Below are 19,151 nucleotides of genomic sequence, written 5' to 3'. Positions count from 1 at the left end.
AGTTGTATTTCGTATCTGCCTTTTTTCGCAAACTAAAAGATTTTGAATTTCATTTTTGCCACGTTCTAGCCTCGCTCCGCTCGGAAAAAACTCCGTTTAAGACGGCATTCCGGTTGCTCCGGCCAATAGTTAACCGAGCAACAAAAAAAGACCCCCCTGACGATCTACAACTCAAGATCTATTTACAGGCAGGGAGAACCTTTTATCAAATTTTAGATATCTCCTCTCCTCAGTTTTCAGTTGCCTTTAAATCCAAGAAACCTCCTAGTATCCCGTGATTGACGTGGCACGGAAAAAGCAGTTTGAAAAGCCCCTGCACGGGGACAAGGAAAGTCTGCGCTTCGCGACCCCGGAACCGATTGCTCGGTACAGGGCGCAGCGCCTGAAATGCAGGACCCTGGCTGACATCAGCTGCGGGATCGGAGGGCAGACTGTGTTTTTTGCACAGCAGTGCGAGTTTGTGTATGCGGTGGAAATCGATCCGAAGAAAATCGAGTACGCAAAACAAAACTGCGAGATGTACGGGCTCGACAATGTGAAGTTCATCTGCGGGGACGCCCTGGATCCGGAAGTCGTAGCGCAGATCCCGAAAGTCGACATCGTGTTTTCGGACCCCTTCCGCCCGCCTGAGGAAGAGGAGAGAAAAGTCTCAAGCATCGAGCCGGGGATTCCGAACGTGCTTGAAGCTTACGGGGAGAAGACTAAAAACTTTGCCTTCGAAGCTCCGCCCCAGATGCCGCCTGAAAGGATTCCCTTTGACTGCGAAAAAGAATATATCTCCCTGGACGGCCAGCTAAACCGCCTGACCCTCTACTTCGGAGGGTTAAAGCAGTTCGACAAGCTAGCAGTAGCCCTGCCGGCAGGCGAAGGGCTCGTGCCAAAAGAATGCCCACTTTCGAAGCTGAGGGAAAGCGACCGGATGAAGCTCTACGCCTACGAGCCGGAACCTTCCGTAACAGCCGCCGGACTGCTCCCCGAACTTGTGGACTCCATGATCGAACTCTCGGGGCCATTTTCAGGAAGTTTTGATATCTTCAAGGTAGACAAAAAAAGGATTTTACTGACAGCAGATGCCTTCGTCAAACAGTCCATGATAAAAAACCACTACCTTGTACTGAAGACCTGCCCCTTTGAACCCCGGGAAATCAATAAGTTCCTGAAAGACCGGAATGTCGGGTCAGTGGTCCTGAGGGCAGGGGTAAAGCCCGAAGACTACTGGGAAGTCCGAAATGAGGTCGAAAAAGGGCTTGAAGGGAAAAAGACCATACACCTCTTTGTAAAAGATGGCATTGCAATCCTCTGCGAAGTGCTCTTTAAGGACTAAAAAAGCTAAGGATTGAAAATTTTCAAAATTCTAGAAGGCAATGAATAAGCCAGAAACTGAAAATTAAAAAATGGAGAGAAAAAACCGGGTCAAAAAAGAAACCCGGTGTTTCCCGATGTTTTTTAGTTAGTGGGCTAAACTTGCCCACCCTTTTCTTCACTTTACCCTTATTTTTCCGTACAGGCTTCTTTTACTAGTTCAAGCCCGCGGGCAAGGGCATCTTCGATCCTGGTCGGGTCAGTCCCGCCGCCCATGGCAAGGTCCGGCTTTCCGCCGCCGCCGCCACCGACAACTTTTGACATCTCACGGACCAGGGTGCCTGCGCTGACTCCGCATTCGACAGCTTTCTTGCCGGCGGATGCAACGATTTTCACGCCCGAGGCGTCGCTAACAAGGAGGGTAACAACATCCTCGTTTTTCAGGAACTCCGTTGCGATTTTCTGGAGCTCCTTGGAATCGGCGCCTGGGATTGCTTTTGCAACTACCCTGAGCCCTGCAACCTCGTTTGCGCTTCCGAGCATCTGGTAGACCCGGGCACGGGCAAGTTCTTCCTTGAGCCGCTCGTTTTCTTTCTGGAGGGACTTCCATTCCCCGAAGAAGCGGTCAACACTGGCAGGGAGATGGTCTGGCGGGATGCTCAGGGTCTTTGCGGAATCAACCAGGAGGGACTCCATCTTCTGCATAGCCCGGACAGCTGCGGTTCCTGCTGCAAATTCAAGTCTCTCGACCCCGTCCTGGATGCGCTCGGTTTTCAGGATCTTGATGGGTCCGATAACACCCGTAGTGAGGCAGTGGGTCCCGGCGCAAGCTTCCACGTCGTCCCCCACTTTTACGACCCTGATCTTCTCTCCTGGGGGAACACCACCCTGGTAGAGCCCGAAGCCGTATTCCTGTTCGGCGTCTGTCCTGGCCATCCACTCGGTGACCACACGCTTATTTTCCATGACCGTCCGGTTGGCCAGGAGTTCGATCTCCCTCAGTTCGTCGGGAGAGATGTGCTTGTAGTGGGAAAGGTCAAGCCTGGAATGGTCTTCGAATTTCTGGGCCCCTGCCTGCCAGATGTGGTTCCCGAGGACTTTCCTTGCAGCATCGTTCACGATGTGGGTTGCGGTGTGGTGCCTTGCAAGAGTCATCCTCCGCTCTTCGTCCACTTCACCCACTATCATGTCGCCTTTGCCGATATCAATTCCTTCATCGGGCTTTTCCACGGTATGGACAATGACGCCGTTAAAGACCTGAACGTCAACCACTTTGTACACGGTATCCCCGGCTGTGATAGTTCCGGTATCATAAGGCTGCCCTCCGCCTTCCGCATAGAAGAAAGTGCTGTCCAGCACGAGATGGTTGTCAAAGACATCCAGGACAACAGCCTCGAATTCCATACGAGTAGGCTCGTCGTAAAAGAGGCGCTTGGTCATCGGGAGGTGCTTGAGCCGCTCGGCAAAGGGATTTTCTTCCACTTCCTTTTCTTCCGCCTTGTTGTGAAGCTCGCCGATAATTGAATAGAAGTTGTCCGGGAACTCCACTCCCACCCCAAGATCGGATGCGACTTCCTTTGCCATCTCAGGGGGTATCCCATGGGAATCATAGAGCTCGGTTAACTGGGACAGAGGAATCTTTTCTCCGCTCTTTTTGAAATGGCCTGCAGATTTCTGGATGATCCTGCGGCCCCTTTCCATGGTGCTGTTGAACTTTTCTTCTTCCGACTCCAGAATGTCCTGGATGACCGGGAAGTTATCCCTGAACTCGGGGTACTCGGGCATGTTCTTGATGTGCATGTCCACAATTTCGGACAGCGGGGTCCTGACATCCAGGTCTTTCATCATGCGCAGCGTCCTTCTGAGGACCAGGCGGGCAAGGTATCCCCCCTTGACGTTCGAGGGGATGACCCCGTCCCCGAGCATGAAGGTCAGGCAGCGGGTGTGGTCTGCGATCGAGTAGACCTTCTCCACGGGCTCCATGATGGTCGCAAGCTTGTCCACGGTCATCCCGATGTTTGAAGCCACCTGTTTCCTGAGTGCCATCAGGTTTGACTTTTCGCTCACATCCATGAGGCCTGCAAGCCTTGCGTTCTGGGCAAGGATGTTTGCATACTCCGGATCGTTGAGTTCGTGTTCGATTCCTGCAAGACCCATGAGTTCGGTTACGATTTCGGGGAAAATTGCATCATAGATGGTCGGAGAACCTTTGGACGCCCAGACAAAACGCTCAAGCCCGTATCCGGTGTCCACGATGTAGTTGTCCATCTTCGAGTAGGTCTCGCCCTTGATCGGGATGTCCCCGTTCTTATCGACCTTCAAATTCATGAACACCAGAGTTGCAAGCTCGAGCCCATGCACGATTGTTTCCACACAGGGCCCGGCATTTCCTCCGCCTGCCCAGGGCTCTTCCTTATAGGTAACGGCAAAGGGGTCGACCTTGAGAGAGCTCAGGAGCTCGTCACAGAGTTCCAGAGTCCTGTCCTTCCAGTAAATCTCATTACCCGTGCGGTTGAAGGCATGGTGCGCCATCATTTCAAAGGTTGTAAGGTGGCGCCCGCTCCTGCCCACCGAGTCCAGGTCGTTTAAGCGGATACAGGGCTGGGAAATCGTGAGGGGATTTGCGGGGGGAGGGACCTGCCCTGAAGTGACGAAGGGCTGGAAGTCGGCAATGGATGCAATGGTCAGATAGATATCGTCCCTCCAGCGAGCAACCACCGGATAGCGTTCAACCCGGGTGTGCTCCTGGGATTCGAAGAAGGAGAGGTAATACTCGCGCATCTCTGCGACATTGAATTCCCTGGAAAAAGCCGGGGTTCCGATAAAGGAATAAGGATCGCAGGGCGCATCTCCGCATGTCTCGCGGTCAAGGTCGCGCGTCCAGAAGAATGCCCCACATTTGGAACACTGTTTCCGAACGAACCCATTATTTTTGAAAAAGTCAAGTTGATACTCGTCTTCAAGCATAATACTCACTCCGGATGCGTGGGGGTGCACTCTGCCCCGGAACAGCTGAAAATAAAAGGAAAGCAGAAAAACCCCCGCCCAACCGTTTAAAAGGATTTGACGCGTTTTAATGTGCTTTATCCGGTTATATTAATCGATTGTGTGTCAATCAAACTTGTGTTATCACAATTATATGTTATCACGATATATGGTGTTACAGTGTACGTTAGTCACAGTGTACATTAATCACAGTATGCATTGTTGCTGCACCCAACTTAAAGTTTGGGCACCGATCTTAAATATTGTGAACTTAACCGGGTTTAATGTGCCAGATAATTTATACAATTTAAACCGCTCTTGCAGCACAAACGCTTACACAACATTGAATAAATTATATAATAATGTTGCATCAAAGACAACCCGGATTTGAGGGTCCTAACCTATAAGTGTTAATTCTACACAAAAACCTTATTCTTTTTTTTAAAGATGAAAATTATTTTTTAGGCGTATGAACGGGGCTCTCCGCACAAGCAACATAAGAAGGGTCTACCCGGAAAATACAAAACCCTGAATAAGGGCCTACAAAACCATCAGGGTCTACAAAACCATCAGGGTCTACAAAACCATCAGGGTCTACAAAACCTCATCATATCGCCAGATTTCATACTTTCGGGTTTACGGCCATTAACTTACGGCCATTAACTTGCTACCGCCTGCACTGCCCCGAACCCATTTTCGGGATAGTTACCTGTAAAGCACAACAGTCCTGCCGCGCACCTCAATAAGCGTGGAATGGCTGCGCTCCGCCAGTTCTTCAGCTATGTCTTTAAGGTCTTTTTCGGATTCCGCACTTTTGAGCACTTTTAGTTTCACAAGTCTGTTAGCCTTTATGTGTTTCTTCAGTTCCTCGACTACAGAGTCGGTTACTCCGTTCTTTCCGATATTGATAATCGGGGAAAGTTTGCTGGCTTCAGCTTTCAGTTTGTATAGCTTGTCTTTCTCCATTGCCCTTCCTCTCAGTTATTAATGATGAAAAGAATTACTGTTACTCTGAGTTAATTCTGCCCTCAACTCAGAGATTTTCTCTGTTCTCATCTCAGCCTCTATATCAACGTTTTCCCGATAAACCCATGGGTTATTGAACCCCTGCTCATTTGAACAGGAACTCATTCAGGTTCCGGATAATGGACAGCAGTTTTACAGTAGAACATATTAGAAACATTTATCAAACATATTCAAGATTATATATTAGTGTAGACTTCGTGTATAGTGTTTGTCTATAGTGTTCGCCTATAGTGTTTGTCTATAGTGTTTGTCTATAGTGTTTGTGTATGGTTGTCCTGAATCAGTGTAGAAACTCTGGAGGAGGAGAAAGTATGAAATCCTGGCTTCTTGATCTTATTTTCCTGTCAGACAAAAGAACGGAATTTCTTCTCCTGTTGAAAGAAGGCCCGAAAAGCGTCGACGAAGCTCTTGAAAAAATAGAGGTCAGACGGACATCATTGCTCCCCCAGATAAAAAAACTGAAAGAACAGAACCTGATAGTACAGGAAGAAAACAAATACTCCCTTTCCCTGCAGGGAAAAATAATCGTTGAAAAGATCCACCCTCTCCTGAATACCATCAGAGTATTCGAGAAAGATACGGAATTCTGGATGAGAAGAAAACTTGATACCATCCCTTCTCCCTTATTAAATAGAATAGAAGAAATTGGAGACTATCGACTGATTGAACCCGATCTGGGGCATGCCTTCGAACTGATCCCGGAATTTGTAGAGAATATCTCAAATTCAAACCGAGCTGTTATGTTTTTTTCATTCTTCCATCCTCAGATTCCAGAATTTTTCCTGAACCTTGCAAAAAAGGACATTGAACTTTCCCTTATCATAAACAAACCGGTCCTTGAAAGACTTGAAAAAGATTTCCAGGACGAAACCGCACAAATACTGGAAAAAGAAAACACAAGTATCTTCCTTTTTAATGACGAAGAAATTGAGACACCTGCAGTAATAGCTGCTTCGGACAAAGTAATGTTTCTCGGGTTATTTGACAGGAACAGCAGGTTTGACCGCCAGTATATAATAAATTCCAAACCTGAAGCCCTGCAGTGGGGAAAAGACCTTTTTTCATATTACGCAAAAATATCCGGCAAACTTGAGAACATATAAAAAGATATGAAAAAAAATAAAAAACAAAAAGAGACAAAAAACGGGCTTAAATCGTCCCACTCATCGACCCACTCATCGACCCACTCAAAATCTTGAATAGCCGATATTTTTTCAGATGACTGACATCCTGGCACGTCGTACCCGGCACATATGGCAGCTTACATACATTTTCAGGGGACTTGCCTAATGTTGCCTAACACTGGCCAATATACATAGTATCTACATCATATATATACCACTTTACATACATTTCCAGAACGTTGCCCAGGCCACCTCAAGAGAAACTTGTTTCAAAAGATTTCGAAATCTTTATGATATACATTAAATATCTGTAAAATAGATAGTGCATGCAGGAACCCCGGCATGCAAATACCTATTTTAAATCCACTAAAAACTTAAAATAAGCTCGAAAACCCTGCTGGCGACCTGAAATGAACCCCGGTCTACTTGATCTGATCTTATTTTCCGAGAAAAGAAAAGTATTTCTGCTACTCTTGAAAGAGGGACCCAGAAATATTGATGAAATCCTGAAAGAGCTTCCGGATGTACCCAGGACATCCCTGCTCCCCCAGATAAAGAAATTGAAGGAGCAGAACCTGGTAATTCAGGAAGAGGGGATTTACCACCTTACAAATGTGGGTGAGATTATCGTCGAAAAGATGCAGCCTCTCCTGAATACTCTTAATGTGTTCGAAAAGAATGAAGAATTCTGGACAGATAGAAAGCTCGCCCCAATCCCGGCTCATCTCTTGAGAAGAATTAATGAGATAGGGAACTACTCCCTGATCGAGCCCGACCTGAGTCATGCTTTTGAACTGAACCCCGAATTCGTGAAGCAAGTTTCAAACTCAAACAGTCTCTACATGTTCCTTTCCTATTTCCACCCCCAACTTCCTTCTTTTTTCAAGTACCTCACCGAAAAAGGGATTGAACTCTCCGTTGTCCTGAACGAATCCGTGCACTCAAGATTTGCAGAGGATTTCAAAAAAGAGGTGGAAGAATTTCTGAAAACGGGACACGCCAGAGTTTTTAAATATGACAAAAATGAGATCGAAAGCCCCGCATTAATTGCAGTATCGGACAAAATAATGATCCTGGGACTGTTCAACGAAAGCGGAAGATTCGACCGCCAGTACATAATAAGCTTTGAACCCGGTGCCATAAAATGGGGAGAGGAACTCTTCAGATATTATATGGAAATTGCAAGCGAGGTCAAAACCCTGTAAGAAAACATGTAAGAAAATCTGAGAGATGTAGAGTAGCCGGATGATTCTTTTTTTAGACGTATTAATGGAACTATCCTGAAAGCCATGTTCCCTGCAATTGAGACTGTTTTTTCAAGTTTTTAATAGATAGTATTAACAGCGCCAATCTTAAATATTAGGTTGCCCTAAATCCGGATAGAAACAAAAGTTAGGCTGACCTAAATAATGAAGGAGAATCATGAAACTACCATTGATATGTCCTAAAAAAGATTGCTGCTGCCGGAACGCAGGATGTGAACCGGGAAACGCACTCCCGAAAATCGTCCTGGTCGGAAACCCGAACGTGGGAAAAAGTAGCCTCTTCAACTCCCTTTCCGAAAGTTACGCCGTGGTCTCCAACTACCCTGGCACATCCGTGGAAATCACCCGGGGGAAGGGGGGGATAGGAAACGGGGAGTATGAAATTATCGATACCCCTGGAATGTATTCCCTGCATCCCATAAGCGAAGAAGAGCGAGTCTCGCAGCGGATGCTCTTAGGGGAAAAACCCTATGTATGCCTCCATGTGGTGGACGCCCGAAACCTAAGGCGCATGCTTCCCTTGACAGTGCAGCTTCTCGAAGCCGGGCTCCCCCTGATCCTGGTCCTGAACATGATGGATGAGGCAGAAGATAGGGGGATTGAAATTGACAGGACAAAACTCAGCCGGATACTCGGAGTCCCCGTGATCGGTACGGTATCCAGTGAAGGGAGAGGCATTGAGGAGCTTAAAACCGAAATTGCGGATTTCAAACCTTCCGAAAACGTGCCGAAAATAGAGTACGGAAAAAACATTGACCCATACCTTGAGGAAATTGAAAAAAGACTGGAAGGGGAAGGGTATTCCGGGATATACGGAAAGGCTCTGGGACTGCTGCTGCTCCAGGGAGACAGGACAGCCTTCGAAAAAGTAAAGGAGAACGGAAAAGAAAATGGATGCGGAGAGAAGGGATTCGAAGAAAGAGGATGTTTCGGATTTCAGGCCCTTGCAGAAGAAGCCTCAAAGCAGGCAGATTTCCCGCTAACATACCTGATCGCCCTCCAGCGCCAGACCTACATAAACGAGATTGTGGAACAGGTCATGTTTGATGAGGGTTCGGGGAAAGAAGAAGGGGAAGGAGGTGGAGAAGGAGAAAGAGAAGAAGGAAAAGGAAAAGAAAGTAATGGAGCCCTTGAAGATAAAGCTGGGAGATCGAATAAAGGGGAGGAAAAGTCCGAATCTGCGGCAAGGAGAGCAAAAGTCGGGGCAAAAAAAATCGCTCTTGCCGAGAACATTGATAGCATACTCACCAACCCGGTCCTTGGCATCCCGGTGCTTTTCCTGATCCTGTACTTCGGGTTCTACCGTTTCGTCGGGGTCTTTGCGGCCGGAACCGTGGTTGACTTCCTGGAAAATACGGCATTTGGTGCCCACATAAACCCCTGGGTAAGCGCCCAGTTCACCGCACTTGTGCCCTACCCCCTGCTGCAGGACCTCTTTGTGGGGGAATACGGAATCATTACCCAGGCAGTGACCTATGCAATTGCCCTCATCCTTCCGATCGTGGGGGCTTTTTTCCTTGTGTTTTCAATTATTGAAGACACGGGATACCTCCCGCGGCTGGCCCTCCTCGTGGACGGCACATTCAAGAAAATAGGACTCAGTGGAAGGGCGGTGATCCCCATGGTCCTGGGCTTTGGCTGTTCCACCATGGCCACGATGGTCACGCGGACCCTGGAAACCAGAAGGGAGAAACTAATTTCAACCGTCCTGCTTGCCCTGGCAATCCCCTGCTCGGCCCAGCTCGGGATCATCCTCTCAATCCTCTCCGGAAACCCAAACGGACTGCTGATCTGGGCAGGCGTGATCATTCTGGAGTTTCTCTTCATAGGTTACCTGGCTGCAAAAGTCCTGCCTGGAAGAAATCCCACTTTCATCCTCGAGCTCCCCCCTCTCAGGAGACCCAGGATATCTAACATAGCCGTTAAGACCTACTCCAGGATGCACTGGTACTTCCTTGAAGTCCTGCCCCTATTTGTCCTGGCAAGCGTCCTGATCTGGATCGGCAGGCTTACCGGGCTCTTTGAACTTGCCCTAAAAGCCATGGAATATCCCACACAATGGATCGGCCTGCCCGCTGACGCAGCAACGGTCTTCCTTTTCGGCTTTTTCAGGCGGGATTTCGGGGCAGCCGGGCTCTACGGGATGCATGATTCGGGATTACTAACAGGTGTGCAGCTTGTGGTGGCGGCAGTCACCCTGACCCTTTTCATGCCCTGCATTGCCCAATTCATGATGACCGTAAAAGAGCGGGGGCTGAAAACAGCTCTTGCAATCTCGGGCTTCATCTTCCCTTCGGCCTTCCTTGTCGGCTTTATTGTCAGCACCCTGCTCGATGCCCTGGGGGTTGTCCTTTGAACTGCCCTCTCTGCGGCTACGAGTTTTCAAAAGCCAGAGAAACGAAATGTACCGGCTGCGGGAAACTTCACAGCTGCAACAAGGAGTGCTGCCCCAGCTGCGGGTATGAACTTGTCAAAGAAACAAAGGTAATAAAATTCATAAGGAGTCTGTTCAAATGAAAATGAAAAGCGTACCTCTTTCCCCCAAAGAAGCTTCCCCTAAAGAAGCTGTCCGGATAAATACCGAAAACACCCCTCTCTCCTCAATGGAACCTAAAATAAGAGGCAAAATCTCCCACCTGGAAACGAAAAATCCGGGAATTTTGCAAAAACTGATGGCAATGGGAGTCCTGCCAGGAATGCCCGTGACTCTGCTCCGGCGCAAGCCCTCTTTCCTCTTTGAGGTAGACCAGACCCGGTACGCCGTGGACAGGGAAATAGCGGACCATATTTTTGTAAGCTGTTGAAACGAAAAAAAGAAAAGAAGGGGAAAGAAAGAAGAAAAGAAGGGGAAAGAAAGAAGAAAAGAAGGGAAAAAGGAAGAAGAAAAGAAGGGAGAAAAGAAGGAGAAAGAAAGGGCAGAAAAATTATTCTCCCACATGCCTGACGATATGCCCGGCTTCGGGAACAATGATCTCGGAGAGGGCCAGTTTCACGGCATTGGGAGAACCCGGGAGGCAGAAGACCGCTTTTCCCCGGATAACCCCTGCAGCTGCCCGGGTAAGGATAACTGCAGTCCCGATCTCTTCGAGGCTTTTGTACCGGAAAAGTTCCCCGAAACCCGGGATATCTTTTTCGAAAAGGGGTGCTACGGATTCGATTGTCACGTCTCCCGAAGTCAGGCCCGTGCCCCCGCTGGTGATAATGATTTCCGCGGGACTGGACAGGGCGGAGGTCACGGCTTCTAAGATCGCGTTTTCCTCATCCGGGACCAGCCTGTAGAAAGCCACAGCATGACCGCTGGAAGTCAGGATTTCCCTCATGACCTTTCCGGAGAGGTCTTCAGCCTCTTCAGGGGACCCAACGTCTCCGAATTTTTCAGCTCTTGAAGTCGAAATCGTGATTATTGCGAAAGAATAAGATTTTCCTGTATCTTTTTTGTGAATTTCGGGTGTTGATTCTTTCATTAGAATCCAGGCCTCCATATCAAATTCCTTTGTGTCAAACTCCTTTTTTCCAGGAGTGGCAAATCTTCTCTTTATTTCGGTTTATCCCGCTTATGCGCCCTATACTTTAATAATTTATCAGCCCCATTGCTCAGGTATGCGTATACTTGCAGCGGACATAGGAACGGGAACGCAGGACATCCTGCTTTTCGATTCCGAAAAAGAGATGGAAAACAGCCTGCTCATGGTCATGCCCTCCCCGACACAGGTCATTGCGGAAAAAGTTATGGAAGCAACGCAAACCGGAAAGGACATAGTATTTACCGGGACCATCATGGGCGGAGGGCCTTCGGGAAGGGCTGTAAAGGCTCACCTGCAGGCAGGTTTTCTGGTATATGCAACAGAGAGGGCTGCCCTGACGATCCACGACAACCTTGAGAAAGTGAAAGCTTTCGGGGTCCGGATAGTTTCCGAAGAGGAGGCAAAAAAACTCACCGCCTCCGGGAGTGCTGTAGAAATCGTCATGCGGGATTTTGATCCTGAAGCGGTCTCGAAAGCCCTGTCAGGCTTCGGGGTTACGGTTCCGGAAAAACTCGCAGTGGCAGTGCAGGACCACGGGAACGCCCCTGATAAAAGTAACAGGGTGTACCGCTTTGAACTGTTCAGGGAATTCATCGAAAAGGGAGGGGAACTTGAGCGCTTCGTGTACATGGCAGAGGAAATCCCACCAGCCTTCACCCGCATGAAAGCCCAGGCTGACTCCCTCTTGAAAAACACAGGGACCTCCCCGGAAATTAAGGCGGTATTCATGGACACCGGGCCTGCTGCCATTTTCGGGGCACTCACGGACCCTGTAGCCAGGCAGCCCTCAATTGTTGTGAACATCGGAAACGGGCACACGCTCGGAGCCCTCGTGTGTGAGAACAGGATCACTGCGCTTTTCGAGCACCACAGTTCCCGCATGGACCCTGAAAAATTACAGGACTACATCATCAGGCTTGCCGATGGGAGCCTGGGGTTTGACGAGGTCTTTGAGGACGGGGGACACGGAGCGTACATAAAGGAGGCTACGGGATTTGCCAGCGTCCGTTCGGTCGTGGTCACAGGGCCTAAAAGAGGAATGCTCGAAAAACTTTCCGAAAAAGAAATCCGGCCGGAGATTTTGGAAAAACTGCATTTTGCAGCACCTTTCGGGAGCATGATGCTCTCGGGCTGTTTCGGGTTACTTGCAGGATTTTTTGAGAAATATCCGGAAACATCAATAAAACTTATAAACCCCTAAGTACTAGGGAGTAAGTCACCTAAGCCCGGAATATATAAAAATTCAGGGGCAAATGTCAGGCCCGGAACCCCCTGCAGGGACCGGGAAAACAAAGGGCGAAAAGGAAACTTCCTGACATGACCGGCCGGAGAACCGGTTACAGATAAATGTAAATACAGGAAAGTATCTCTATATGCACATCTTTCCATGCCTGTATGCGCATCCCATATGTGCGCGCTCTACGCCGGACGGTTCTTTGCAGGCATTATACAAATAATCCTAATTGTAGCAATTGCAAACTATTCCGTTGCAAAAAATTACAATCAAAATCAATTAAAATTAGAATCAATTACAATCAAAATCATCATCTTTCAGGAGATTTAAGCTAATGGTAAGAAAGCCAGCAAGTATGTACAGGAACGTAAAGCAGCGCTCCTTTACCAGAAGAAAGTACATGGGCGGTGTCCCCGGAAGTCAGGTTATTCACTACGACATGGGAAACAAATCCAACCCCGATTTCCCGGTAAGGATTTCCCTGATCTCAGAAGAGAAATGCCAGATCAGGCACACTGCCCTTGAAGCAGCCCGTATCACTGCAAACAGGCACCTGGTCTCAGCAGTCGGAAGGCTGGGTTACTACATGAAGCTCCGGGTTTACCCCCACGAAGTACTCAGGGAAAACAAGCAGGCAACAGGCGCTGGTGCTGACCGTGTGTCCAGTGGAATGCGCGGGGCCTACGGGAAGAACGTCGGGACCGCAGCAAGGGTAAGTTCCATGCAGAAGATCTTCACCGTGGCTGTGGAGAAGGAAAACTTCGAGGCCGCAAAAGACGCACTCTGGCACGCAGGCCAGAAACTTCCGACTCCTGTCAGGATCGTCGTCGACAAGGGCGCCGAGCTGATCCAGTAAGCGAATTTCAGGTTATAAAGCACCCGAAAATGGAATTTCAAATGACCGAAGGAGCAGTTGAAAACTGCAAACAGATAAGGAAGTATAAACATGTATGATTACGAAGAGCTCCTGGACCGTGCGATTGCCAAGTTACCGGATATCGAGACCACCGACGCTCGATTCGTAATCCCCGAACCTAGAACCTTTTCCGAAGGTAAAGCCACGATTCTGGACAACTTTGGAAACATTGCCGATATCCTGAACCGGGACCCTGACCACCTGATGAAATACCTTACAAGGGAACTGGGAACCGCAGGAAAGATCGAAGGCTCCCGTGCAGTCTTCCAGGGCAGGTTCACAAGGACCCAGCTTGCGGATAACATCCAGGCTTACGTGGACGAGTACGTCATGTGCTCGGAATGCGGACGTCCTGACACCCAGCTCGTCCGGGTGGACCGGGTACTCATCCTGAAGTGTTCCGCATGCGGTGCCCACAGGCCTGTCAAAAAGAGAAAGATTACCCAGACCGAAGTAAGGGAAGCAATCGAGGAAGGGGGAGTCTACGAATTCAGGATCGATGCAGTGGGTTCCAAAGGCGACGGGATCGCAAAGGTGGACAGGTACACAATTTTCGTACCCGGTGCCTCAAAAGGCGATGTGGTCAAGGTAAAGATCAAGAAAATCAGCGGAAACCTCGCCTTCTCCGAGAGGGCTTGAGGTTTAGCATTTCTTTACGGGAACTTCCGGGAAAGAGATTTCCGGGCAACCGGACTACGGAAAGTTCTCGCAAAACCTTCTTTTTAGATTCTTGAAATCCGGCTGGTTTTTAAATCCGGGGATTAGACTTAAGCACCTTAATTTTATTTTTAAAAGAGATTGATTTTAACGAGATTGATTTTAACGAGATTGATTTAAGATTCTACACAAATTTCAGATTCTACACAAAATATCCGGTAGGAGAAAAACACCAGGCCTGCCAGATCAGGATTTGTGATTAAAAATGACTCCTGAGAAAAACAACACAGAGGAAATTAGTGGAGTGGAAATTCCTGCCAATGGAAAATCCATTGAAATCCTCTCGGTCCCCGGGCTCCGGGTCAACCTTCAACATGCAAAGAACCCTCTCAGAGGAGATTTCCTGGAACTTACTGCCAGCGGGACCCTGAAAGCCGCATGTTCCCCTATCCTCAAGAAGATCAACTCTCGCCTGCGAGAGGAAAAGCCCGCTCTTGTCAGGGAAGACCACGTAATCGCCTCAGCCTGGCTGCCCCCGATTCCTGGCCCTGCATTCAAAAGGCTGCTCTATGCCGAGATGCAGATCGCTATCGGAAAATACATCCCGGAAACCGTTTCCATCGAGCTGACCCGCCAGAACAGCGCAAGGTATCCCCCGGGAACTAATGCGGACGAACTGGATATCGGGACCCTCAAAAGAGTGATCGATGAAGCCCTTGACCTTGGCACGTTCATCATCACGTTTACGGAAAACGACCCCCTGCTCAGGGAAGAGGTCTTCGAGCTTATCGAGTACGTGGACAAAAAACGCGCAATCGTGAACAGTTCCACCTGGGGAACAGACTTTTCAAAAGAAACCGCCCGCCGCCTAAAAGATGCCGGGCTCCACGCCCTGATGGTTGGGGTCTACTCCACGGACCCGGCAAAACACGACGCTACCAGGAAAGCCAGTGGGGCGTACGAAAGGGCAGTATCGGCCATCAAAACGGCTCTTGACACCGAACTCATGGTCGCCATGACAACGCACGCTTCTCCCTCAAACATGCAGGAGCTTCCGGCCCTCTATGCCCTTGCATCGGACCTCGGGGTGCAGGAGTTCTCAATCTGGGAAGCCATGCCGAAAGCCGGAGAAAATGCAGGAGAAAAACCCCTTATCGCCGACGAGAACAGGAGAGCCATCCTTGAGATGTACGAGCGGATCAATGCCAGCCCGAAAGGTCCCCGGATGTTTGCAAACACCTACTTTGAGGGGCAAATGCTGGGTGCCATGGCAGGCAGGCGCTGGATGCATGTCACTGCAGACGGAGATGTAAAGCCGAGTCCGTACCCTCCATTTAAGTTCGGAAACGTCAAAGAAGAACCTTTGAAAGACATCTGGCAGAGGATCAGGAGCTACCCTTATTTCCAGAGGCAAAAGAACTTAAGCCCCATGCACGACCCGGAATTCCTGGAATTTGTGGACAGGATCCCTGCCGGAGCAAAACTTCCTTATGAGTTTGAAAAAGTTTACAGGCGTTAAACGTTTTCGGGGACTGCCCGACTATCCTTTTTTTAAAAGAGTCTTTGTGCTTCCGATACCCTCCGACTTTACCGGGTTCATCCGAATTTATCAGAATTTACCGGGTTCATCCGAATTTATCAGAATTTACCGGGTTCATCCGAATTTATCAGAATTTACCGGGTTCATATGGATTTTCCTTCCTTGAGGCAGGAGCTTCGTTTCCAATGTGTATTCCGGTGCCAGGTTATCCGGAGATAAACATTTACATATGAGCAGGTATTTTTAAAGAGCGTTTCAATTGAAACATGAATTTACATCCTAATTGAAATTCAGAAGAAATAAACTAATTAAGATTCAGCAAGAAAAAGCTGGCTGCCCTGAGGCAACTGATTCAGGAAACCAGCATCTACTGAGGGACTTTATGGATACGAAACTTGACCCCTGGAGTTCAAACGACATTACTGACTATTCCAAGTTATTCGAAGAATTCGGGATTTCCCCCTTCGAGACCGTGCTTCCGGAAATCCCTTCCCCGCACATGTATATGCGGAGAAAAGTCATCTTCGGGCACCGCGACTACGAACAGATTGCACAGGCCATGCGGACAGGTGCCCCATTTTCGGTCATGGACGGCTTTATGCCCTCGGGCAAGGTCCACCTGGGACACAAGATGGTCATGGACCAGATAGTCTGGCACCAGGAACAGGGCGCAGATGCCTTTGTCGGGATCGCGGACAGGGAAGCGTATTCCGTGCGCGGTTTTTCCTGGCAGAAGTGCAGGGATATAGGGGTCGAAGAATATATCCTGAGCCTGATCGCCCTCGGATTCAAGCCTGACGGCCTTATCTACTTCCAGTCCGGGTGCGAAAGTGTCAAGGACCTGGCATTCGAACTCGGCTCAAAGGTCAATTTTTCGGAACTGAGCGCAATCTACGGTTTTTCAGGGGAAACAAACCTCTCCCACATGCTCAGCGTGGCAACCCAGGCGGCAGACATCCTCCAGCCCGAGCTCGAAGATTTTGGAGGCCCTAAACCCGTGGTCGTACCCGTGGGCCCGGACCAGGACCCCCACCTCAGGCTTACCAGGGGTCTGGCAGGCAAGATGAACATGTTCAGGATTGAGGAGCGGGAAGACAGTAAGACCGGCAGGCCATACCTGAGCGTCCGGGGAAAAGCCGCTTCAAAAGAAACCCTGAAAGAGCTAAAGAAACGCATCCCTGGAAAGGTCAAACTCTATGAAGCGCACGTTGACGTGCTCGAATTTTCCGACCGTGCAGGGCTTGAGGAAATCGTCCGGGACGTAGCCCTTGAATTCGGAGGCTATGCCTTTTTACCCCCGGCTTCCACCTACCACCGTTTCATGAGCGGGCTGCAGGGCGGAAAGATGTCGAGCAGCATCCCGGACAGCCATATCGCGCTTACGGACGCCCCAAAAGACGGGGCAAAAAAGGTCAAGCGGGCAAAGACCGGCGGCTGCGTGACCCTCGAAGAGCAGAAAAAACTGGGCGGGAAACCCGACGAGTGCTCGGTCTTCGAACTGATGCTCTTCCACCTCCTCGAAGACGACAAAGAGCTGCTGGAAATCCGGGAAGAATGCGTCTCAGGAACGCGGATGTGCGGCTCTTGCAAACAGCTGGCTTCCGAACTCATGCACGACTTCCTCAAAGACCACCAGGAAAAGCGGGAACTTGCTCGCGAACAACTCGACGAGTACAGGATAATGTATAAAAAATAAAACTGATGGATTGTACATATCAGGACTTATAGTCAGGAAATTATACAAAGGATTTAGACTCAAAATTTATCAGGATTTACACTAAGGATTTAGACTCAAAATTTATCAGGATTATACCAGGATGTGATCAAAGTATGAGTGCCCAGGACAATCTCACAATCAACGAGAAAAAGGTCTTGCTTGCCCTCCAGGAACTCGGGTCCGCTGCTCCCGGGGAACTGGAAGAAAAATCAGGGCTGCAGGTAGATGCGGCAATGCAGGCGGCCTTCCTGCTCGAGGAAAAGGGACTTGCATCCGTTTCCGAAAAAGTGCTCGAGCGCTATGCCCTTACCGGAGAAGGAGAGACTTACGTCGAAACCGGGCTTCCGGAACGCCAGATAGTCGACTCCCTCGAAGGCCCGACCCCTCTTGACGAGTTAAAGAGCCGCTTTTCCCCGAAGATGGTGGGAATTGCAACAGGCTGGCTTGTTAGGAAGGGCTGGGCAAAGATCGAAGAAGGCGTGATGGTTCCCTCAGGGGAAGCTCCTGCCGGAAAAGACGAAGCCATCCTTGCAGCCTTCGGAGGCGAAGCAAAAACCCTTGGGGAACTCTCGGCCGATGCAAAAGTAGTAAAAGACCTCCTCAAGAGGAAACTTGTCACAAAGCACGAAGAAAAGTTCCGGACCGTTGCAATCACGGATACCGGAAGCGCCCTTGCTGCAGAGGGCCTTGTCCTGGAAGAGGAAATCGCCCAGATCACATCCGACTTACTCAAGAGCGGGGCCTGGAAAGGCAAGAAATTCAGACCTTACAGGCTTGACATAAAACCGAAACCCCTCTACGGGGCCAAGGTCCACCCCTACCGCCGCCTGATTGAACAGATGCGGCAGATCTTCCTGGAAATGGGCTTTACCGAGATCAAGGGAGATGTAATCCAGAGCTCCTTCTGGAACTTCGATGCCCTCTTCCAGCCTCAGGACCACCCGGCCAGGGACATGCAGGACACATTCCACCTTGGAAGCAAGACCCCTCTCCCTTCCGAATATGCCGATAAGGTAGGGGAAATGCACGAATGCGGTGGAAATATCGACTCCTGCGGCTGGAAGGGAAAATGGGATAGGGAGCTTCCTAAGAAGAACGTGCTCAGGACCCACACGACCGCAGTAACCATCAAGTACCTGGCAGATAACCCCGAACCCCCTGTGAAAGCCTTCTGCATCGACCGGGCCTACCGCAGGGAGACCATCGACCCAACTCACACCCCCGAGTTCGAACAGCTCGAAGGCGTGGTCATGGACAAGGACATGTCCTTTGCCGACCTCCTGGGCCTGCTTGCCGAATTCTACCACAGGATGGGCTTCGAAGAAGTCCGCTTCCGCCCCGGCTATTTCCCCTACACCGAACCCAGTGTCGAGCCCGAAGTCTACGTGGACGGCCTCGGCTGGGTTGAACTCGGAGGCGCCGGCGTCTTCAGGAAAGAAGTTACGGAGCCCTTCGGGATCAAGGAACCCGTGCTTGCCTGGGGGCTCGGGGTCAGCAGGGTCGCCATGCTGAAACTGGGACTCAAAGACCTGCGGCTTCTCTACCAGTCCGACATCGACTGGCTCAGGAAGAGCGAAGTATGCAGGATCTGAAAATAGTCTGCAGGATTTAAAAACAGGCTCCAGGCCCAAAACAAAGTTCAAATCAAACTCGCCTGCCCCTTATAGCAGGCAAACTTTTCTTTTTTGAAATGCCGACAAAACATCTGTAATCTATCCTTCAGTTAACCCTTGAAACCTTTTTTGACCTGCTTTTCAGGTACCGGCAATCTCACCGGTCGCCTGAGACCGGCCTTTCCCAGAAGAATATTTGAATAACTAAAAAGTATACTCCAATGACTGAAAAAGGCATTTGGATAACC

General features: G+C 49.5%; 16 protein-coding genes. 13 read left to right on the top strand and 3 right to left on the bottom strand.

Features of this window, described 5'->3' with window-relative positions; translation table 11 throughout:
• Positions 1-274 precede the first annotated feature (274 nt).
• Complete coding sequence (locus ACSAZK_RS10865) at positions 275-1,324, top strand: class I SAM-dependent methyltransferase (RefSeq protein WP_440954157.1); 1,050 nt, start codon at positions 275-277, stop codon at positions 1,322-1,324.
• Positions 1,325-1,491: 167 nt separating this feature from the next.
• On the opposite strand, the gene alaS is transcribed toward ACSAZK_RS10865, so the two are convergent.
• Both alaS and ACSAZK_RS10855 read right to left on the bottom strand, forming a co-directional pair.
• Positions 1,492-4,269 carry an alanine--tRNA ligase gene (gene alaS / locus ACSAZK_RS10860; protein ID WP_440954156.1) on the bottom strand — a complete coding sequence of 926 codons (2,778 nt, stop codon included), beginning with the start codon at positions 4,267-4,269 and terminating at the stop codon, positions 1,492-1,494.
• Positions 4,270-4,992: 723 nt separating this feature from the next.
• Complete coding sequence (locus tag ACSAZK_RS10855; RefSeq protein WP_440954155.1) at positions 4,993-5,253, bottom strand: YhbY family RNA-binding protein; 261 nt, start codon at positions 5,251-5,253, stop codon at positions 4,993-4,995.
• Between the two features lie 371 nt (positions 5,254-5,624).
• Here ACSAZK_RS10855 and ACSAZK_RS10850 point away from each other — a divergent pair, with 371 nt between their 5' ends.
• The 6 genes from ACSAZK_RS10850 (at position 5,625) to ACSAZK_RS10825 (ending at position 10,646) form a co-directional block, all read left to right on the top strand.
• Positions 5,625-6,416, top strand: a complete 792-nt coding sequence (locus ACSAZK_RS10850; protein ID WP_440954154.1) for a helix-turn-helix transcriptional regulator — start codon at positions 5,625-5,627, stop codon at positions 6,414-6,416.
• A gap of 494 nt (positions 6,417-6,910) precedes the next feature.
• A complete protein-coding gene (locus tag ACSAZK_RS10845) occupies positions 6,911-7,642 on the top strand; it encodes a helix-turn-helix transcriptional regulator (protein WP_440954153.1) in 732 nt (243 codons plus the stop codon).
• 217 nt (positions 7,643-7,859) lie between these two features.
• Positions 7,860-10,058, top strand: a complete 2,199-nt coding sequence (gene feoB, locus ACSAZK_RS10840; protein ID WP_440954152.1) for a ferrous iron transport protein B — start codon at positions 7,860-7,862, stop codon at positions 10,056-10,058.
• Positions 10,055-10,219 carry a hypothetical protein gene (locus ACSAZK_RS10835; protein ID WP_440954151.1) on the top strand — a complete coding sequence of 55 codons (165 nt, stop codon included), beginning with the start codon at positions 10,055-10,057 and terminating at the stop codon, positions 10,217-10,219. Before feoB ends, ACSAZK_RS10835 begins: the two co-directional genes overlap by 4 nt.
• On the top strand, positions 10,216-10,506 hold the full coding sequence (locus ACSAZK_RS10830) for a FeoA family protein (protein ID WP_440954150.1): 291 nt from the start codon (positions 10,216-10,218) through the stop codon (positions 10,504-10,506). The genes ACSAZK_RS10835 and ACSAZK_RS10830 overlap by 4 nt, the downstream gene beginning before the upstream one ends.
• Positions 10,503-10,646, top strand: coding sequence for a hypothetical protein (locus ACSAZK_RS10825; protein WP_440954149.1), 144 nt, complete (start codon positions 10,503-10,505; stop codon positions 10,644-10,646). Before ACSAZK_RS10830 ends, ACSAZK_RS10825 begins: the two co-directional genes overlap by 4 nt.
• On the opposite strand, the gene ACSAZK_RS10820 is transcribed toward ACSAZK_RS10825, so the two are convergent.
• Positions 10,627-11,166, bottom strand: coding sequence for a MogA/MoaB family molybdenum cofactor biosynthesis protein (locus tag ACSAZK_RS10820; protein WP_440954148.1), 540 nt, complete (start codon positions 11,164-11,166; stop codon positions 10,627-10,629). The two genes, ACSAZK_RS10825 and ACSAZK_RS10820, sit on opposite strands and share 20 nt — an antisense overlap.
• 136 nt (positions 11,167-11,302) lie before the next feature.
• Between ACSAZK_RS10820 and ACSAZK_RS10815 the strand changes: the two genes are divergently transcribed.
• From ACSAZK_RS10815 to pheS, 6 genes are all read left to right on the top strand, one after another.
• Positions 11,303-12,427, top strand: coding sequence for a DUF1786 domain-containing protein (locus tag ACSAZK_RS10815; RefSeq protein ID WP_440954147.1), 1,125 nt, complete (start codon positions 11,303-11,305; stop codon positions 12,425-12,427).
• 367 nt (positions 12,428-12,794) lie between these two features.
• Positions 12,795-13,316, top strand: a complete 522-nt coding sequence (locus ACSAZK_RS10810; protein ID WP_440954146.1) for a 50S ribosomal protein L16 — start codon at positions 12,795-12,797, stop codon at positions 13,314-13,316.
• A 90-nt stretch (positions 13,317-13,406) separates the two neighbouring features.
• A complete protein-coding gene (locus ACSAZK_RS10805; RefSeq protein WP_048181927.1) occupies positions 13,407-14,015 on the top strand; it encodes a translation initiation factor IF-2 subunit beta in 609 nt (202 codons plus the stop codon).
• A 283-nt stretch (positions 14,016-14,298) separates the two neighbouring features.
• Entirely contained in the window at positions 14,299-15,552 is a 1,254-nt protein-coding gene (locus ACSAZK_RS10800) for a radical SAM protein (RefSeq protein WP_440954145.1), read from the top strand.
• A 403-nt stretch (positions 15,553-15,955) separates the two neighbouring features.
• Positions 15,956-17,269 (top strand): tryptophan--tRNA ligase, encoded by a 1,314-nt coding sequence (locus ACSAZK_RS10795; RefSeq protein ID WP_440954144.1) that lies wholly within the window; start codon positions 15,956-15,958, stop codon positions 17,267-17,269.
• A gap of 134 nt (positions 17,270-17,403) precedes the next feature.
• Entirely contained in the window at positions 17,404-18,882 is a 1,479-nt protein-coding gene (gene pheS, locus ACSAZK_RS10790; protein WP_440954143.1) for a phenylalanine--tRNA ligase subunit alpha, read from the top strand.
• Positions 18,883-19,151: the final 269 nt, after the last annotated feature.

Origin of the sequence: Methanosarcina sediminis (genome assembly GCF_052056915.1) — an archaeon.
Taxonomy (GTDB): domain Archaea; phylum Halobacteriota; class Methanosarcinia; order Methanosarcinales; family Methanosarcinaceae; genus MTP4.
The sequence above is the reverse complement of the archived record's forward strand: the minus strand, read 5'-3'. Positions and strand labels throughout refer to the sequence as shown.